Source organism: Ornithinibacillus sp. 4-3 (assembly GCF_040958695.1).
Classification (GTDB): Bacteria; Bacillota; Bacilli; order Bacillales; family Amphibacillaceae; genus CALAMD01.
Map to the genome: position 1 here is coordinate 1,966,393 of NZ_CP162599.1, position 18,802 is coordinate 1,985,194.

At 33.6% G+C, this 18,802-nt stretch carries 19 protein-coding genes; 2 read left to right on the top strand and 17 right to left on the bottom strand.

Going from position 1 to position 18,802, the window contains the following annotated elements; all coding sequences use genetic code 11:
* Positions 1 to 168: 168 nt before the first annotated feature.
* Entirely contained in the window at positions 169 to 1,254 is a 1,086-nt protein-coding gene (locus tag AB4Y30_RS09620; RefSeq protein WP_368652023.1) for a Glu/Leu/Phe/Val dehydrogenase, read from the bottom strand.
* 626 nt (positions 1,255 to 1,880) lie between these two features.
* Between AB4Y30_RS09620 and AB4Y30_RS09625 the strand changes: the two genes are divergently transcribed.
* Both AB4Y30_RS09625 and AB4Y30_RS09630 read left to right on the top strand, forming a co-directional pair.
* Complete coding sequence (locus AB4Y30_RS09625) at positions 1,881 to 2,102, top strand: DUF2627 domain-containing protein (protein ID WP_368652024.1); 222 nt, start codon at positions 1,881 to 1,883, stop codon at positions 2,100 to 2,102.
* A gap of 50 nt (positions 2,103 to 2,152) precedes the next feature.
* Positions 2,153 to 3,505 carry an aspartate kinase gene (locus AB4Y30_RS09630; RefSeq protein WP_368652025.1) on the top strand — a complete coding sequence of 451 codons (1,353 nt, stop codon included), beginning with the start codon at positions 2,153 to 2,155 and terminating at the stop codon, positions 3,503 to 3,505.
* 63 nt (positions 3,506 to 3,568) lie between these two features.
* On the opposite strand, the gene spo0A is transcribed toward AB4Y30_RS09630, so the two are convergent.
* The 16 genes from spo0A to nusB all read right to left on the bottom strand — a co-directional run bounded on the left by spo0A (position 3,569) and on the right by nusB (position 18,737).
* Positions 3,569 to 4,357: a sporulation transcription factor Spo0A gene (gene spo0A / locus AB4Y30_RS09635; RefSeq protein WP_368652026.1), complete on the bottom strand. Its 789-nt coding sequence runs from the start codon at positions 4,355 to 4,357 to the stop codon at positions 3,569 to 3,571.
* 166 nt (positions 4,358 to 4,523) lie between these two features.
* Complete coding sequence (gene spoIVB / locus AB4Y30_RS09640) at positions 4,524 to 5,753, bottom strand: SpoIVB peptidase (protein ID WP_368652027.1); 1,230 nt, start codon at positions 5,751 to 5,753, stop codon at positions 4,524 to 4,526.
* Positions 5,754 to 5,984: 231 nt separating this feature from the next.
* Entirely contained in the window at positions 5,985 to 7,706 is a 1,722-nt protein-coding gene (gene recN, locus AB4Y30_RS09645) for a DNA repair protein RecN (protein WP_368652028.1), read from the bottom strand.
* Between the two features lie 31 nt (positions 7,707 to 7,737).
* On the bottom strand, positions 7,738 to 8,187 hold the full coding sequence (gene argR, locus AB4Y30_RS09650; protein WP_368652029.1) for a transcriptional regulator ArgR: 450 nt from the start codon (positions 8,185 to 8,187) through the stop codon (positions 7,738 to 7,740).
* 19 nt (positions 8,188 to 8,206) lie between these two features.
* A complete protein-coding gene (locus AB4Y30_RS09655) occupies positions 8,207 to 9,022 on the bottom strand; it encodes a TlyA family RNA methyltransferase (RefSeq protein WP_368652030.1) in 816 nt (271 codons plus the stop codon).
* Positions 9,023 to 9,170: 148 nt separating this feature from the next.
* Positions 9,171 to 10,280, bottom strand: a complete 1,110-nt coding sequence (locus tag AB4Y30_RS09660) for an ABC transporter permease (RefSeq protein WP_368652031.1) — start codon at positions 10,278 to 10,280, stop codon at positions 9,171 to 9,173.
* The gene (locus AB4Y30_RS09665) at positions 10,277 to 11,533 is read right to left on the bottom strand and encodes an ABC transporter permease (protein WP_368652032.1); all 1,257 of its coding nucleotides are present in this window, start codon (positions 11,531 to 11,533) and stop codon (positions 10,277 to 10,279) included. The genes AB4Y30_RS09660 and AB4Y30_RS09665 overlap by 4 nt, the downstream gene beginning before the upstream one ends.
* 12 nt (positions 11,534 to 11,545) lie before the next feature.
* Positions 11,546 to 12,478, bottom strand: coding sequence for an ATP-binding cassette domain-containing protein (locus AB4Y30_RS09670; protein WP_368652033.1), 933 nt, complete (start codon positions 12,476 to 12,478; stop codon positions 11,546 to 11,548).
* A gap of 162 nt (positions 12,479 to 12,640) precedes the next feature.
* Positions 12,641 to 13,123 carry a DUF4825 domain-containing protein gene (locus AB4Y30_RS09675; RefSeq protein ID WP_368652034.1) on the bottom strand — a complete coding sequence of 161 codons (483 nt, stop codon included), beginning with the start codon at positions 13,121 to 13,123 and terminating at the stop codon, positions 12,641 to 12,643.
* Positions 13,124 to 13,145: 22 nt separating this feature from the next.
* On the bottom strand, positions 13,146 to 13,784 hold the full coding sequence (locus AB4Y30_RS09680) for a response regulator (protein WP_368652035.1): 639 nt from the start codon (positions 13,782 to 13,784) through the stop codon (positions 13,146 to 13,148).
* Positions 13,785 to 13,801: 17 nt separating this feature from the next.
* Positions 13,802 to 14,875, bottom strand: coding sequence for a histidine kinase (locus tag AB4Y30_RS09685; protein ID WP_368652036.1), 1,074 nt, complete (start codon positions 14,873 to 14,875; stop codon positions 13,802 to 13,804).
* Between the two features lie 148 nt (positions 14,876 to 15,023).
* Positions 15,024 to 15,908 carry a polyprenyl synthetase family protein gene (locus tag AB4Y30_RS09690; RefSeq protein ID WP_368652037.1) on the bottom strand — a complete coding sequence of 295 codons (885 nt, stop codon included), beginning with the start codon at positions 15,906 to 15,908 and terminating at the stop codon, positions 15,024 to 15,026.
* 1 nt (position 15,909) lies between these two features.
* Positions 15,910 to 16,146, bottom strand: a complete 237-nt coding sequence (locus tag AB4Y30_RS09695) for an exodeoxyribonuclease VII small subunit (protein WP_368652038.1) — start codon at positions 16,144 to 16,146, stop codon at positions 15,910 to 15,912.
* Positions 16,136 to 17,488, bottom strand: a complete 1,353-nt coding sequence (gene xseA / locus AB4Y30_RS09700; RefSeq protein ID WP_368652039.1) for an exodeoxyribonuclease VII large subunit — start codon at positions 17,486 to 17,488, stop codon at positions 16,136 to 16,138. The genes AB4Y30_RS09695 and xseA overlap by 11 nt, the downstream gene beginning before the upstream one ends.
* The gene (gene folD, locus AB4Y30_RS09705) at positions 17,485 to 18,339 is read right to left on the bottom strand and encodes a bifunctional methylenetetrahydrofolate dehydrogenase/methenyltetrahydrofolate cyclohydrolase FolD (protein WP_368652040.1); all 855 of its coding nucleotides are present in this window, start codon (positions 18,337 to 18,339) and stop codon (positions 17,485 to 17,487) included. The genes xseA and folD overlap by 4 nt, the downstream gene beginning before the upstream one ends.
* 14 nt (positions 18,340 to 18,353) lie before the next feature.
* Positions 18,354 to 18,737 (bottom strand): transcription antitermination factor NusB, encoded by a 384-nt coding sequence (nusB, locus tag AB4Y30_RS09710; RefSeq protein ID WP_368652041.1) that lies wholly within the window; start codon positions 18,735 to 18,737, stop codon positions 18,354 to 18,356.
* Between the last annotated feature and the right edge of the window lie 65 nt (positions 18,738 to 18,802).

The following is an 18,802-nucleotide window of genomic DNA, read 5'->3' on the forward strand; positions in this document are numbered from 1 at the left end:
TGCCACTCCTCTTTCTCTGTAAAGCCATAATTATCAACGTTTCACCATTCGTAATCTAAGCTGTTTACTTGTTTAGTTGCATAGCTTTGCTTAAATCTGCTTAAGCCGTTTACCTACTTACTCCATTGCATAGTTTTGCCTAGTCAAACGTTGATGTATTTATTCTCTTTATCTTCTACTCAGCACATGACGCGCATTTTGTAAAAATTGTCTAGTAGATTTCCTTACAGATGCAATTCGTTCTTCTGCCATATGGTTAGCAGCCAAGTAAGTTGGCATATTTTCTTGTTCCGCTATCTCATAAACTCTTGTTAAGCTATCATAAATGGTTTCTACCTTCTTCATAGCTCTTGCTTCATTATATCCATGAAGCTCATCTTCTACATTAATAACGCCTCCAGAATTAATCACATAATCTGGAGCGTATAAAATATTATTTTCATGTAAAATATCTCCATGTTGATCTGAAGCCAATTGATTATTTGCAGATCCAGCAATTACTTTTGCTTTAAATTGCGGGATCGTATGATCATTAATAATAGAACCTAAAGCACATGGGGAGAAAATATCACATTCTACAGCATAAATTTCGTCTGTTTCAACAGCTTTTGCACCAAAATTCTTCACTGCACGATCTACTGCTGCTTTGTTAATATCTGTCACAATTAAATTTGCTCCCTCTTCATGTAAAAGCTCACATAAGTGATAAGCAACATTTCCAACACCTTGCACAGCAATTGTTTTTCCTTGTAAAGAATCTGAACCAAATGCTGCTTTTGCAGTTGCTTTCATTCCTTTATATACACCATAAGCCGTAACTGGAGATGGATTGCCAGATGATGCAGACGTACCTGTCACATAATCTGTTTCCATTTGAATATAGTCCATATCCTGTACAGTTGTTCCAACATCCTCTGCAGTAATATAACGACCATTTAATCCTTGTACATATCGCCCTAATGCACGAAACATCTCTGGATTTTTATCTTTTTTAGGATCACCAATGATTACTGTTTTTCCTCCACCTAAGTTCAAACCAGCAGCTGCATTTTTATATGTCATTCCTCTTGCTAAACGAAGTGCATCTTCAATTGCTTCTGTTTCGGATTGATAATTCCACATTCTAGTTCCGCCTAATGCTGGACCTAATGTTGTATCATGAATGGCAATGATTGCCTTTAATCCAGAACTTCTATCCTGACAAAATACAAGCTGTTCATAATCATACTTTTCCATATATGTAAAAATTTCCACGCTGTTGCCCTCCAAAATAAAGTTGTTTTTTTAATAGAATAAATAAACCTATCCATTGCATCATTGGGGCGAGAGTTTTAATAGTTTATTTTTAAAATATACCTTATTCATTCATAATCTATCATCAATATTTAGACTAAAATTCCTATTTACCATTCTTTCCCCATTAAATCCCAATAAAACTTTCTGAAAGTGTAAAAAATAGCTTCATTCTTAAAACATCTTGTAGTAATATTGTACAGAATAAGATGTTAATTGAACAGAACTAAAATTGTTCGCTTTTGTTCATAAATTTAAATGTGTGCTTTTATCTCATGATAAAATACTATAACATTTTTAGCAAACATCCGTTATTTACTGCTACTTCTTTTTCTATTTTGGCAGGCTTTTGATATACTATTTAAAGGAAAAATGTATAAGTACATGCTCAAAAAGGAGAATGAAAAAGAGTGCGTTAATTAAGTTCGCCACATTACGAGCTTAGGTATCAACACTAGCATATCGTGTACATAGAAAGTTTAAGTTGGCGAAGTTTTGAGCAATAAGCTTTCATAGAAAGTACCGCCATTCGATGTGTCATTTTCATCGGACTTTTTGAACATCTTCTATAAGGAGTAGAAAAATCAATGCGAACTATAGCTGCTTTATTGTTATTTATTCCGGGTATTATCTGTGCACTAGGAATTAAGTTAATGAGAGATTCCGTTTTTGCAGAGTATTATCCGATTTTTTTAAATAAAGGAATTCAATTTGTAATAGGCTTAATTTTCTTTATTGGAGGAATTGCATTTATTGGAGGATTTGTTGTTCATCGTGATCGTAAAAGACAGAAAAAAGATACAAAGTAACACATCTCCTTCATATCACTTATTTATTTAATTAGGGAGTTGTATGAATCATGAAAGTTGCAAAATTTGGGGGAAGTTCTGTTGCAAGTGCTGATCAGATTAAAAAGGTAGGAGCAATTATTCAATCTGATACCGAGCGTAAATTTATTGTCGTTTCCGCACCGGGTAAGCGAGATGCAGAAGATACGAAAGTAACAGATTTATTAATCAACTTAGGAGAAGCAATCGAGCTTCAACAAGCAACAGATGAAATTATCGATCGTATTTTAAATCGTTTTAATTCAATTATTACAGAACTAAATCTATCACAAGAGCTATTATCAGAATTATCTAATGCACTACAAGAAATCATAACAGATGCACATATTCCAATTGGTTTAAAACAGGAAATATTAAAATCTTTCGGGGAAGACAGCTCCGCTAAGGTTGTTAGTGCTTACCTCAATACAATTGGATTAAAAGCAAGATATATGAATCCACAAGATGCTGGTATTCTTGTAAGTGATGAGCCTGGGAATGCTAAAATTTTGAACGAAAGCTATGAAAAATTGTTCACATTAAGAGAACAAGATGGAATTCTAGTAATTCCTGGATTCTTTGGTTATACAACAGAAGGAAAGCTAATCACCTTCTCTCGCGGTGGTTCAGATATTACAGGTTCCATTGTTGCAGCAGGTGTAAAAGCAAAATTATATGAGAACTTTACAGACGTTGATTCTGTATTCTCTGTAAATCCAAATATCGTTAATAACCCTAAAGAAATTACGACACTAACCTATCGTGAAATGAGAAAATTATCTTATGCTGGTTTCTCAGTCTTTCATGACGAAGCATTGATTCCTGCTTTTAATGCAAAAATTCCTGTTTGTATTAAAAACACAAATAACCCAAGTGCTAGAGGAACAATGATTGTTGCAGAAAAAGAACCTACAAAGGATTGTGTAGTTGGCATCGCTAGTGATTCTGGATTTGCCAGCCTATACGTCAGTAAGTACTTAATGAATAAGGAAATTGGTTTTGGACGTAAACTTTTGCAAATTTTAGAAGATGAGGGCATTTCATTTGAACATGCACCTTCAGGGATAGATGATATCTCTATTATCATTCGCGAAAGACAATTAACTCCTGAAAAAGAGGAAAAGATTTTAAAACGAATCAAAAATGAATTAAAAGCAGATACTGTTCACCTACAAAGAGGCTTAGCAGTAATTATGGTAGTTGGAGAAGGTATGAATAGTACAGTTGGTGTCGCTCAAAAGGCAACAAAAGCTCTATCGGAGGCTAATGTTAATATTGAGATGATTAACCAAGGTTCTTCAGAAGTATCTATGATGTTTGGTATTCATATGGATGGGTTAGAAAGAGCAATACGTTCTCTTTATGCAACCTATTTCCCTGCATAAAAAAATCAGAAAGCATAATATGCTTTCTGATTTTTTTATGAATTTTGAAATTCATCTTTCTTTTTATCCGGTCTTTCTTTCAAGACGTAAACGATCAGCAATAATTGCAATAAATTCGCTATTTGTTGGTTTGGCTTTCGATACATTTATTGTATAGCCAAAAATTGAGGAAATGGATTCAATATTTCCCCTACTCCAAGCAACTTCAATCGCATGACGAATCGCACGCTCTACACGGGAAGCAGTAGTATTAAAATGTTTGGCTACATCTGGATATAATACTTTCGTAATGGAGCCAAGCAATTCAATATCTTCATAAACCATTGTAATGGCTTTACGCAAATATAAATATCCTTTTATATGTGCAGGTACTCCAATTTCATGAATAATGTTTGTGATGTCAGCTTCTAGATCTTTTTTAGGTTTTAGATAATTTGTGACAGAATGTGTTGTTGCAGAAGAAAGTATAGAGATATTTCTATCTTGTACTTGTCTAATATGATTTGCTAAATTCTCTAAATCAAAAGGTTTTAAAATAAAATATGATGCCCCTAAATCAACCGCTTTTTTCATTACATCTTCTTGAACAAATGCTGTTAACATAATAACTTTAGGTGGTTTTGATAATTCCATTTCTCTTAAAGCTTGTAGCACAGCAAGTCCATCTACGTGCGGCATAATAATATCAAGTACAAGTACATCAGGCTGTAATTCTTGAACCATTTTTAAACATTCTTTTCCATCGTAAGCGCTTCCAATGATGTCAATATCTACCTGCTCATTAAAATAATCTTCCATCAATAAAATTAGCTCTTTGTTATCATCCACTAAACAAACTGAAATTTTTTCCATGAAAAGAACCTCCCTATATCCTGATATTAATTTATATTCGACATAAGGGAATATTTTCCTTTAATTTAACAAAATTATTAATTATTATTCTCAAAACAGGACTTATGACTTATATAAGAAAAAAATGCTGTCAATATTGACAGCATTTGAAAGTTTTTATCACAGCTTAACTAGCAAGAAATGATAATTTATTTTGTTTATTTAATTGGATATTTGCTTCTTCTAACATCCATTCAATATGGACTCCATAACCAGATGTCGGATCATTGATAAAGACGTGTGTGATAGCTCCAACAATTTTATCATCTTGTATAATTGGACTCCCACTCATACCTTGTACAATTCCACCTGTTTTTTCCAATAATTCAGGATCAGTTACTTTAACGACTAATCCTTTAGTAGCAGGAAATTTATGTGGAGTATTATCAATAATTTCTATATCAAATTCCTCTACTTTTTCATCCTTAATTACTGTTAATATTTTTGCTGGTCCTTTTTTAATTTCATGAGACAGTGCAATAGGCATTGGTTGGTCATACAAATTATTTTTAATTGAAGTATCTAATTCCCCAAATATACCAAATGGGCTATTTTTAGTAACTGTTCCTATTTTATGATCCTTTACAGTGAAGCTTGCGTTTTTCTCTCCTGGTGAACCATTGATTCCCTTTTCAATCGAATTCACATTAGAACGCATAATTGTTCCATTATTAATTTCAATCATTTTCTTTGTATCCATATCTGAAATGACATGACCTAGTGCTCCGTATTTTTGACTTTTCGGTTCAAAAAAGGTCATTGTTCCAATACCAGAAGCTGAATCACGAATGTATAAACCAATTCGGTAATCCTTTTCTTTTTCGTCATACACTGGTGAAATAGAAGTATTAAATGTATTATCTCCTCTTTTCACCTTGATCATTAGTGATTTTTCTTTCTTTCCATATTCGTTGATTATCTTTCTAACTTCCTGGACATTTTCAATTTTTTGTCCATTCATTTGCAATATTGTATCTCCTACTTTAATTTCCCCAGCTTCTACATCTGTAGATTGTTCTCTAGAATTAGTTATTTGATGATGTCCAACCACTAATACACCTTTTGTTTGTAAGTCAATTCCGACGGACTGTCCACCTGGAATGACTTTAATTTCATCATCAATTTCTTCGTTAGATGCATAAAGAACGTCATTACTAGCAAGAATAGAACTATGCACCTGATTTATAGGTCGATGGTTGTCTTCTGGTTCGAAGTAAATCAAATGTCCTTGATTATTTTTTTGCAAATCAACATGAAGGAATCCTTTTTCTTTTGTAAAGTTTAAAAAGGGAAAAGAAATAAGGAAACATAAAAAAAATAAGGCTAAACCAAAATATAAATTTTTCTTTTGTTTCATTGCACCACTCTCCTTTTCTTTTTCCCATACCAAAAAGTATTTGTATAACTAATTTGACCTAACAGGTACTTTTTTAAACTGGTTAATAAAAAGAAAAGTTGTGTATCTTTACCTAATTATTTTTCGCATAAAGCAAAACTTCAATATTTAAGCGAAAAGTGACATCTCGACAGATTTTAAAACAAAAAAATGGAGACATAAAAAGCTTGTCTCCATTTCTTGGGCTCTGATTTACTTTGCCAGATTTTTTTTAAATTGTTTAGCTAAATCTAATAATTTTTTACCATGTTCTTTAGCTGTATCGGTAATTTTTTTACCTGTTATCATTCTGCTTAATTCATTGACACGTTCTTTAACGGAAAGTTCTTCAATTGTTGTTGAAGTACGTTGATCTTTCTCAAGTTTTTTGATTAGCATATGTGCATCAGCCATCGCTGCAACCTGTGGCAGATGAGTAATACAAAGTACTTGGGATTGTTCTGAGATGCGATATATTTTTTCTGCCATTGCTTGAGCAACTCTTCCGCTTACTCCTGTATCTACTTCATCAAATATGACACTTGTTACACCTTGATGTTTAGCAAAAATCGTTTTCATTACTAACATGATTCTTGATAATTCTCCACCAGAGGCAATCCGATGCAATGCTTTTAATGGTTCCCCAATATTGGTTGAAATTTTAAATTGCACATGATCTAAGCCATTTTTATGTAAATTAATTTTGTCTATATCTACAGATTTATTAGCCTGTTTTTCGATGTCCACAAAAAATTGCGCATTTTCCATATACAATCCTTTTAACTCTTTATGAATGGACTTTGTTAGAGCATCTGCAGATTTTTTGCGCAATTGGTGTAGTTCTAGAGCCAACTCATATGCTGATAGCTTGTTCTCTTTTAATTTTAGCTCTAGTGAGGCTAAGTGAGAATCTTTATTGTGAATTTGATTAATTTCTTCTTCAATTTCACTTTGATAATCCAAAATTTCATTTACGGTGGTACCATATTTTCGTTTTAGACGATCAATCTCACTAAGCCTTGTTTCAATTTCATTTAATCGTTCTTCATCATATTGCATCTGATCTAGATGATCACGTAATTGAAATGCTAATTCCTCTATATTGTAATAATGATTTGTTAAATCCTTTGATTTAGACTGAATGAAGTCATTGTAATCCTGAATAGATTGTAACGCCATTTGCGCTTCATTTAACCATTCCAGGGCTTTCTGGTCAGAGTACAGCGCATTGTATGCACTTTGCATCCCAATAAATATTTTTTCATAATTAGCTAGCTGACTTCGCTCTTCTTCTAATTCGATATCTTCATCTGGAGATAATTCTGCTTGATTAATTTCATTGTATTGAAATTCAAGTAAATCAAGTCGATGAGATAATTCTTTTTCATTTTCACTTAGTTCTTTATAGCGATTCAATACTTGAAGGTATTCATTATACTTTTGAAGATACTTTTCTTTTATGGAAAGAATATTTTTTCCATCAAATAAATCAAGTAAATGAATATGTTGATCAGCATTCATTAAAGATTGTGTTTCATGCTGTGTATGGATATCAATTAATGTACTACCTATTTCTTTAAGCACACTTAATGTAACTAGCTTTCCATTTACTCGGCAAATACTCTTTCCGTTTGCAGTAATTGTTCGATGTAAAACAATCATTGCATCGTTTACATCAATCCCATATAAAGCGCCTATCTCTACCACTTGATGTTCTGCTTCTTCAATGGAAAATAGCCCTTCAATTTCTGCTTTATCTGCTCCATGTCTGACAAATTGAACAGATGCTCTCTCACCAGCTAATAATTGAACAGCATCAATAATAATGGATTTTCCTGCACCTGTCTCTCCTGTCAGTACAGTGAGTCCATGATCAAAATTAATTGTTAGTTCGTCTATAATTGCGAAATTTCGAATAGCTAATTCTGTTAACATGTTAAAACACACCCCAATTACTTTGTATCATTTACAACATGTTCATAAAACGATCTTTGATATTAAGTGCAATCTCTTCTGTTCGACAAATAATTAAACAGGTATCATCGCCACAAATCGTTCCCATAATTTCATCCCAACTTAAATGGTCAATTAACACTCCTAGCGCTTGAGCATTACCAGGTAGGGTCTTTAATACGATAAAATGGCTTGTATGGTCAATACTAACAAACGCATCCATCATCAAGCGTTTTAGTTTTTGCAATGGATTAAATCGTTGATCCGCAGGCAAGCTATAGGAATATTTACGATTTGCTGTTGGAACTTTTACTAAATGTAATTCTTTAATATCTCTTGAAACAGTAGCTTGAGTTACATTATATCCACTCTCTTTTAATGCATCTACCAGCTCTTCCTGTGTTTCTATCTCATGTTCTGTAATTAATTCGCGAATTTTAATTTGACGTTGAATTTTACTCAATGTTAGACCTCCTTAGCATTTATGATTTTAAACTTACATGTGCTTCCTTAATAACTTCACTAATGTCAAAAGGAAATGCTTGAAGTTCATCATGCTGCCATCCTAGATGAATAAGAAATTCTATATTACCTTCCCCACCAGTAATTGGTGAGTAAGTTAAATTAATTACTTGATATCCCAGATCCTTTGAAAACTCGACAATATCATGAATTACTTGCTCATGTACTTCTGGATTTCGAACAATTCCTTTTTTGCCCACTTGTTCTTTTCCAGCTTCAAATTGTGGCTTGATTAACGCAACTACATCACTTTTCTCTGCAAGTAATGCTTTTAATACGGGTAATATTAAAGTTAATGAAATAAATGATACATCAATAGATGCAAAATTAGGTGAACCATGTTTGAGCATATCTGGTGTTACGTAACGAAAGTTTGTCCGTTCCATTACGACAACTCGATCATCATTACGAAGTTTCCAATCTAATTGATTATATCCGACATCAATGGCGTAACATAATTCTACCCCATTTTGAAGACCACAATCCGTAAATCCTCCTGTAGATGCACCAATATCTATCATCTTCCGCTTTTGAACATCAATATTAAAATATTCTAGCGCTTTTTCTAATTTTAATCCTCCACGACCAACATATGGGAATAGTTTTCCCTTTACAGTAAGAGGTATATCATTTTCAACCTTTACTCCTGGCTTATCCAATCTCATTTCTTCTGAATAAACCAAGCCAGCCATCACTAAACGCTTTGCTTTTTCTCTCGTTTCTGCTAAATTTCTTTCTACTAATAATGTATCTAATCTAATTTTACTCATGATCATTTCCTCTACCTAAATGTTTTAATTTTATACTTATAAAGTATTTTATCATTCAAACCGGTAGAAAGCGAAATCTTCTTCCTATTTCTTAAGAAATTAAAAAATCAGCGAAAGAAGAATAACAACTTTCGCTGATTAGTGATTTGATTACTTATAAATAACGTTTTTCCATCAAATGAATACCTAATCCTGTAAATAAAACTGCCATTAATAGCAAGACACTAATTGGTTGTAACAGCTCTGTAAAGGAATATCCATATACAGCTGCACCTTGAATAATATCTAAACCATATTTCACCGGATTTAATTTAGCTAAAAATAATAAGATTGGATTACTAACAATTTCAAGTGGCCAAAATGCTCCACCAATCATCGCTAAGCTAACTGCGATCACACTAATGCTCGCATGAAACTGTTCATAGTTTTTTACCAATGCGGTAATTAAAATCGACATTGCGACGATTGCTAATGCATACGGAATTAACATAAGTAAAATATTACCTATCTGATCATTGAATGTAATGTCCTTCCAGAAATAAAATACAGCGAATATAATGATAATTTGTAAATAACCTTCAATAAAGCTATAAAGCAAATTAGCAATATACATTTCTGATTTCTTCACCGGAGATAAAATCATTCGATCCCAAATTCCCGTTCGCTTTTCAGTAAGTATTTTTACAACGCCATAGGCAATCGTATAGATAGCAAAGAAAATAGCAAATCCACCAATTCGATGCACATCACCATCGTACTGCCAGGATTCTTCACCTGCAAAGCTGTGTACAGAAACGTCTATAAGCCCTTCAGATACTACTTCTCGATAAGAGGAGATCAAGTCATCTGAATTCATGCCTTTATCCTGAGCTACCTCTTGAATGAAAGTTTCTTGAATATTTTCTGCATAAACTTCTTGAATCGTTTGTTGAATCAAACCTATATTTGGTGATTCAACACCTACTAAAATATGATAATCATCTTCAAATAAGCGTACGCCAACATCTGCTTTGCCTTCTCTAATTTCCTTCTCTAATCTCGTTTCATCAACTGAGTAAAATTGAAAAGCCGCATTCTCTTCTAAAATGCTTTGATAGTTTTCTGCACCTTTTTCTGTATAGATAGGTACTGGAACACCTCCACTCTCTCCCGTACCCCCAAGAGATATTACCCAAGCAAATAAAACAGACATGGCAGTAAACATAAGAAAGGTGTATGGATTTCGAATAAATTCTCGTACTCGTGCTAATAGTATTCCTTTCATCGTGCTGCACCCCTTTTCGGAAAGCTCATCGCAGCGATAATAATCATTACTATACCGAAGCTAAGCATGAAGATAAGATAGTTTGAAACAGCTTCTATACCACTTCCTCGAAGCAACTGAATATAAGCACTTAAGGCAGCACCATTTGGTGTCATATTTCCTATTTGTTGTATGGACTCAGATAATTCACCAACTGGGAAAAAGCTACCACCGAGAAAAGCTAGTACAGATGTGATTACCCCAGTAAACAAGCCAATAATTGCTTCTGTCTTAAGGCGATAGCTAATTGCCGTAAGTAAAACAGCAATTCCTCCAACAGCAATTGAATAACAAGCTGTTGTCAATAAAAAATTCCCTAGATTATTAAAACTTACCCCCAAAACAAAATATGAAAATGTGAAAACACCAATAAATTGAATGAAGGTTAACAACGCTCCTGAAATTAATACACTAAAGAAATATTGCCATCTCGACATATCACTAATAATAATACGATCAAAAATTTGATCCTGTCTTTCTCTGGTTACAAACATTCCAATGGTTGAAGCAATATAAAGGGCTGTAAATACAGTCATACCAACTGTATAATAATCCCCTGAAGAAATCGGATTTGACTGCTCTAAAGAAACACGTTCTCCTATATTTGTTGCTTCTGATATCGCATCCCAATCAAGAGCCAAGTCATTTTGATTGAGAAATGTTTGAACTGCGAGTGTTTCATTAAATTGGTCTAAAATTTGTGATAGAACACTGGAATAGATACCATCTTCCTGATTTACATGTAAAACTAGCTCAGCCTTTTGTCTGTTTGAATCGATCATGTTGTGTAACATATCATAAGTGAAATTTTCTGGAATCTCTATTAAACTGGAATAAGAATCATCTGCTAACACAGTTGTTTTTTCTGCTTCTGATATTTCTTCTAACTCAATCATTTCCTGTAGTTCTTCACCTTGTAAAATCTCTTCACGAAGAATTTTTGTCAATTGCAGGTCTTCTTTATTTCCAACTGCTTCTGCAGGTATGCCACTTGCCTCTATTTCCTGAATAAATTGCTCCACTTCTTCTGCTTCATCTCCATGCGCAAGCCATGCTACTTTTAAATTTATTTGCGGACTGCCACCTTCCATAAAACCAGCTAATGCCATGCTTAAAATAATAATTAAGATGATTGGCAATCCAAATAGATAGAAGATTTGTACTGGATTACGCCAAATGAGGAGCATTTGTTTTTTAACGAGTTGAAATAACATTTATTTTTCCTCCTAATCACGTAATGCTCTTCCTGTTAAATGTAGAAAAACATCTTCTAATGTTGGCGACTTCACATGTAATGAACGTAAATTAATATCATGCTTATCTGTTATTGAAATAATATCTGAGAACAGATTGACCTCTTTTGGAATAATTAAAGTTATCTCCTTCTCTTCCACCTGCATTTGAGTGATAGAAGGATATTCTTTTAATTCCTCAATAAACTTATTACTCCATCGATCAGATTGAATAGATATCGTATTTTCAGAAGAAAGAATTTGTTTAATTTCATCCTTTGTCCCTGAAGCTATTAAACTTCCTTGATCCATAATATAAATACGATCACAGAGGTAATCGACTTCTTCCATATAGTGACTAGTGTAAATAACAGTCATACCCTCTTCTTGATTCAAACGTTTAACTGTTTCTAAAATATAGCTTCTTGATTGTGGATCGATTCCTACTGTTGGTTCATCCATAATCAAAATTTTAGGTTTGTGCAACATAGCCACACCAATATTTAAACGTCTTTTCATTCCCCCAGAAAATGTCTCCACTAACACTTTTCGCTTTTCTGTCAAACCAATCTGTTCTAATATTTCTTCGACTCGTTGCTTTAATACCGGTCCCTTTAACCGATAAATTCTTCCAAAGAAAAATAAATTTTCTTCTGCCGATAGTTGCGGATATAGTGCAATCTCTTGTGGAACAACCCCAATCACTTTACGCAAAGGTGATGGTCTCTTAACAACAGATTTTTTCAAGTAACGAACATCACCCTCTGTTGGTTCTACTAACGTAGATAAAATGGAAATGGCTGTGGATTTTCCTGCTCCATTTGGTCCTAGCAAACCAATGATTTCTCCTTGCTCGATAAACATATTGAATGTCTTAACCGCTTCTATTTTTTTAAACCGTTTTGAAATATCAACTAACTCTAACATTGTGTACCTCCTCCGTATCTATATCTTATTGTATCTTCTTATTTGAATAGGTAACACTGTCTTCCGTCATTGATTTTTCATAAAAAAATGACTAGAGTCATTTTTTAGCATATAAAAATCGAGCGTTAGATTTTCACTCTAACGCTCGATTTAAATCAAATTTTATTCGTATAATAATTGGTTCACTTTCGCATCATCCTCTAGATGTGCTTGTATGATCTCGATTAGTTCATCTTTATTCGAAATGTCACTTAATTCCTTGTCATACCAAGCTTGGATTTCTTCTTTCGTAATTGTATATGCATCGGTGTCAAAATTAAATGTAATCCAATCTACATTTTGTACTAATGCAAATAGGAATGTTGCCCGGTATATCACTATTTCTTTAAAAGCTTGCTCCGATTCTTTTCTATGATAATTTAGAATAATTCCATAGGGTTCTTCCTTCGTTTTAAGCTCAAAATCAATTGAACCTTCAGAACCTGGTAATTGATTAATAATATTCCCTATAGCGCTGTTATCGCCTACCATTGAATCTTTATATTGATAAACATCAGGATTTGCATCTACCTCATTTGATTTACATCCACCTAAAAAAGTTAGGATGAGTAATAATGACAACCATGATTTCACGATTTTATTCAATTGTATTTCCCCTTTATCTTTTCTATGAAATATGATGTTTAACAGCATAAATCGCTAGCTGTGTTCGATCACGTGAATCTGTCTTTTGCAAAATAACCGAAATATGGTTTTTAACTGTACCAACAGATAAATGTAGCTCAGCGGCAATTTCTTTATTTGTTTTCCCTTGTCCGATTTGTCTCGTAATCGCTTTTTCTCTATCAGTTAGCTCAATACCCATTGTAGAAACAGTCTTTTTAGTTTGTTCCAATAACTTTGGCACTACTTTTGCTGATACTTCATCATGTAAAACTAAACCACCATTCATCACACTATACACTGCTTCAATTAATTTACTTCCATCTGATGTTTTTAGTAGAAATCCACTTGCTCCTTCATTCAACGCTTCTAATGCGTAATCATCATCATTAAATGTTGTTAGCATGACAATATATATTTCTGGGTACTGCTTTTTTATTTTTCTGGTAGCTTCTATCCCGTTCATATCTGGCATACGAATATCCATAAAAATAACATCTACATGATGTGCAGCTATTTTTTCCATTGCTTCTATTCCATTACTTGCTTCACAGCTCACACGAATATGCTCATCTTGTTCTAAAATCATTCGTAATCCCTGTCGCACAATTTCTTGATCTTCTACTAGCATTACGTGAAACATCTGATAACACCTCACCCTTAAATAGGTATTCTTCCAGTTAAAACAAATTTATCTGGCAATGGCAGGATTTCTAATTTACCTTCTAATTCCTCAATTCTTTTACGCATATTAGTCAAGCCAAAACCTAACTCAAAAGGTTTATGCTCATAAACCGCATTACTAATTTCAAATTGAATCGCATGATCAGCTGATGTACTTAGTCCTACAAAAACTTCTCTGCTATTAGCATGGCGCATCGCATTCGTAATTCCTTCTTGAATTACTCGATAGAGTGTTACACTTTTGGCATTGGATATTGGAATAGATAATACTCCGTTTTTTATCGTAAAATGAACATTCAAATGGCTCTCAGCCTCTAATTTACGAATTAAATGAACTACTGTTGCAATTCCTTCTGTTTCATCCACTTTAAGTGCCTTCACAGCATCCCTGGTTTCCTGTAGGCTACTATTCGCCAATTCTTTCATCTGTGTTAAATCTAAATTAGGATATTGGATTGCCAGCATTTCAATTTGCATGATTAATGCAGTTAAACGGTGCCCCACTGAATCATGCATATCCCTTGCGATTCTTGTACGCTCTTCCATTTTCACACTTTCTTCTGCAACAATGTGAAGACGTTTCAGCTCTCGATAAGCATCCCTTAATTCTTCATATAAATGCTGATAGTATGTATCCTTGCTCCATTGTTGATGTATAAGAAAACTACATACAAGTATAAAAGTTGTCGTAAAAATCAAATAATAATCAATAGATGAATAGAAGGAGAAAACAACACTTACTATTATTGCTGCTATAGACAGTAGATAAAATTCTTTTGATTGTAACTGTCTTGCACCAAGGATAAGTAAAAACCAGATTAATGCTTGTGCAAATAACGTATGTTCTATAAAAAAGAGTCCTGTACAGAGAATAATAAGATAATTTCCTAAAAATAAATATAAGAGCTTTGTACGGAATGACTGTAGAAAGAAAAGTGCTAAGCTTCCAGCAAATAAAAAGAAGTGATAAGGAAGATAGGTACTATCAAATAAAAGTAATCCTAACCATAATATGAAAAACAATGAAAAGGTCAACCAAAATTGTTTCATGCTATCCCTCTTATTCATCTAATATATTTCTAAGCAATAACTATTTTTATTGTAAAGTGAAGAGGATGCCAATGCAAACCCTTCAGGGAATCCACTGTAAATAAGAAAAGCTGCTAACACAAATAGGCTAGCAGCAAATTACATCCTCTTAATGATCACGTTCTGTAAAGTATTCAGTTAATGCTTCTAAATAATTAGCTCTAACTTCTGCTTTTTGAAGGGCTTCCTTAGCTAAAACAACATATTTATTTTTAATGTCAATTGCCCCTTCTAAACCTAGTAAATTAGGATATGTACTTTTTTGGTTACCACTATCACTACCAACAGGCTTCCCTAATTTTTCTGGATCACCAGTCACATCTAAAATATCATCCTGCACCTGGAAGATTAAGCCCAAATATGTAGCAAAGGAAGATAGATGCTCCACTTGCTTCTCATTAGTATTTGCAAGATAAGCACCTGCAGTAATCGCAAAAGAAATTAATTTTCCAGTTTTCAATCGATGAATTTCTTCCATTTTTTCTAAAGAAACTTGTTTATTCTCAGCTTCCATATCTAATATTTGTCCTGCAACCATTCCACTTGCTCCACTAGCACGAGAAAGTAATTGAACAATAAATACCTTCTCTTTATCTGTTAAAAGTGGATCATTTGTTACAAGTTCAAAACTATGTGTTAATAAAGCATCTCCTGCTAAAATAGCAGTTGCTTCCCCATACACTTTATGATTTGTTAGCTTACCTCTTCGGTAATCATCATCATCCATTGCTGGTAAATCATCATGAATTAATGAGTAAGTGTGAATCATTTCTAATGCACAAGCTGTATTTAATACTTTTTCAATATTATCAGCATACGATTCATAGCTCGCAAATAAAAGAATCGGGCGCAGTCGCTTTCCACCAGCTTGTAAGGAGTATAGCATAGAATCCTTTAAATTTTTGGGGATTTTCATTGCTTCTATACTACGATATAGATGATTTTCAATAATTTTTTTGTTTTTATTTATATACTCTGCTAAGTTAACCTGCACGTTATTCTTCCTCCAACATATCAAAAGGCTGTAATTCTCCGTTTTCGTTCATAATCATCGTCATTTTCTCTTGTACATTTTGTAATTTTGTATTGCAAAGCTTCGATAATTCCATACCTTGCTGATAATAAGAAATTGCTGTTTCTAAAGGCACATCCCCTTCTTCCAATTTCTTTACGATATCTTCTAGCTTTACCATCGCATCTTCGAAAGAAAGCTCTTTATTTTCATCTGTCATCTGGATTCACCTCTATTTCCAACACTTGACATTTTAATGCTCCATCACTCATCTTCACACGAATATGATCATCTATTTGGGCCTTTTTACTCGACATCAGCATATTTCCTGCATCATCATAGGGAATAGCAAATCCACGTTTCATAACTTCTAAAGGATTGAGCAAAATAAGCTTATCCATCTTATTCAATAGCTCCAGTTCCTTTTCTTTGATTATTTTTTCGAATGATTGCTGAAGTCGTTCATGTAAATGGTTTTGCTCTTTTATAGCTTGATTATAGCCTTTTTTTGGATGTTGATTAATAAACCTTGTGAAAAACTGTTGAAATGATACCTGTTTTTCTTTCAGAAGACTTGTTTGCGAACGATTGATACGCTCAAGAAGCATGTCTAATTCCTGTTCTTTTTGTTTAATTAGATTATTCGGATATCGAAAAGCATAGGAATCAGTTAGACGATTTAATTTTTCCTTTTGATTACGAATCAATTGGTTAATTATATTAACCATAGAACGTTGATAGCGAGATATTTGAGCATGTAGCTCTTCTCTTGATGGTACAGCTCTTTCTGCTGCTCCAGTAGGCGTAGGAGCTCTTAAATCAGCAATGAAATCACTGATCGTGTGATCTGTTTCATGTCCGACCGCAGAAATAATTGGTGTTTTCGAATGAAAAATTGCTTCTGCAACTATCTTTTCATTAAAGCCCCATAAATCCTCTATTGATCCTCCACCACGTCCAAGAATAATTAAGTCAAATGCTGCATAATCATTTGCTCTTTGTATTGCATGACTAATCGATTTTCCTGCTTCCGTTCCTTGAACAATAGCTGGAATAATTGTAGTGTTCACAATCGGATATCTTCTTCTAATCGTTGTCAAAATATCTCTAATAGCTGCTCCATTTGGTGAAGTGATAATTGCAATATGCTTTGGAAAGCGTGGTATCAATTTTTTTAGCGTTGGAGAGAAGTATCCCTTCTTTTCCAACTCTTCTTTTAACTGCTCATAAGCTAAATAAAGTGAACCAATACCATCTGGTTCCATTTCTTGGACATATAATTGATATTCACCATACACCTCGTATACAGAAACTTCACCCTTTACTAATACATTCATTCCATTTTCAGGCATAAATTTTAGTGCACGATTTTTATGAGAGAACATAGCCGCTTTTATTTTTGCCTTGTCATCCTTTAATGTAAAATACATATGGCCACGGCTATGATGATTAAAGTTGGAAATCTCACCTTTTAATAAAACATTTCTCAGATGAGGATCAATATCAAATTTTCGCTTTAGATACTTCGTTAAAGCAGTAACGGTTAAATAACGCTCTGTCAATATTGAAGTACTCCTTTAGCTGATTTAATTGTATTTTCAAGTAACATCGTAATTGTCATGGGACCTACTCCTTGAGGAACTGGTGTTATATAAGATGCTTTTTCTTTTGCCGCTTCAAAATCAACATCTCCTGTCAACGAACCGTCCTCAATTCGATTCACACCAACATCAATAACTACTGCACCTTCTTTAATATGTTCAGCGCCTATCACATGTGCCTTACCAATCGCAACAACAAGAATATCTGCATCCTTTGTAAATGCTGCTAAATCAGGAGTTCTTGAATGACAATATGTCACTGTAGCATTTTCATTTAATAATAATTGTCCAACAGGCTTTCCAACAATATTACTACGTCCAAGTACAACAACATGCTTACCTTCTATTTGAATATTTCTTGACTTTAACATTCTAACAATTCCATAAGGTGTACAAGGTAAGAAGGTATCTTTACCTGTCATCATTCGCCCAATATTAATGGGATGAAAACCATCTACATCTTTTGCTGGTGTGATCGCTTCAATTACGCGATCTTCATCAATTTGTTCAGGAAGTGGAAGCTGAACTAAAATACCATGTACAGCATCATCTGCGTTTAGCTTGTCAATTACCTCTAGAAGCTCTTCTTCTGACGCTGTAGCTGGCATTGTAATGATTTCAGAAGAGATGCCAGTTTCTTCACATGCTTTCTTCTTACCACTCACATAAGATTTAGAAGCTGGATTATCACCAACTAAAACAACAGTAAGATGAGGTGTTATTCCTTCATCTTTTAAAGCAGTCACTTCTTGTTTCATTTCTTCACGAAGGTCTTTTGCTAGCTCTTTACCGTTAATTACCTCTGCTGTCATCATAATTCATCTCCTTATTTTTTCTGTATTTTAGATAAAACCCCGTTTACAAATTTACCAGATTTTTCATCTCCAAATTTCTTAGCCAATTCAATTGCTTCATTAATCGATACACTAGTGGGAATATCATCTAAGTAGTTGAATTCATATGTCGCAATTCGTAGTACTGTTTTCTCAACAGATGCAATTCGTTCAATTGTCCAGTTTACTAAGTATTCATTGATCATTGCATCAATTTCTTGTATATGTTCCTTCACCCCATGAATGAGTTGGATAAGATATTCATCATGCTCTTCAGGCTCCAAAAATTCTTCGATTGCTTCTTCTAGATCAATATCGTTAAAATCATGTTGAAAAAGAATTTGCATTGCTTTTTCTCTTGCAGTTCGACGATTCATTTTAAATTACTCCTTTTAGAGGTTGTTCAAAAAGTCCAATAAAAATGACGCATCGATTTTCGGTG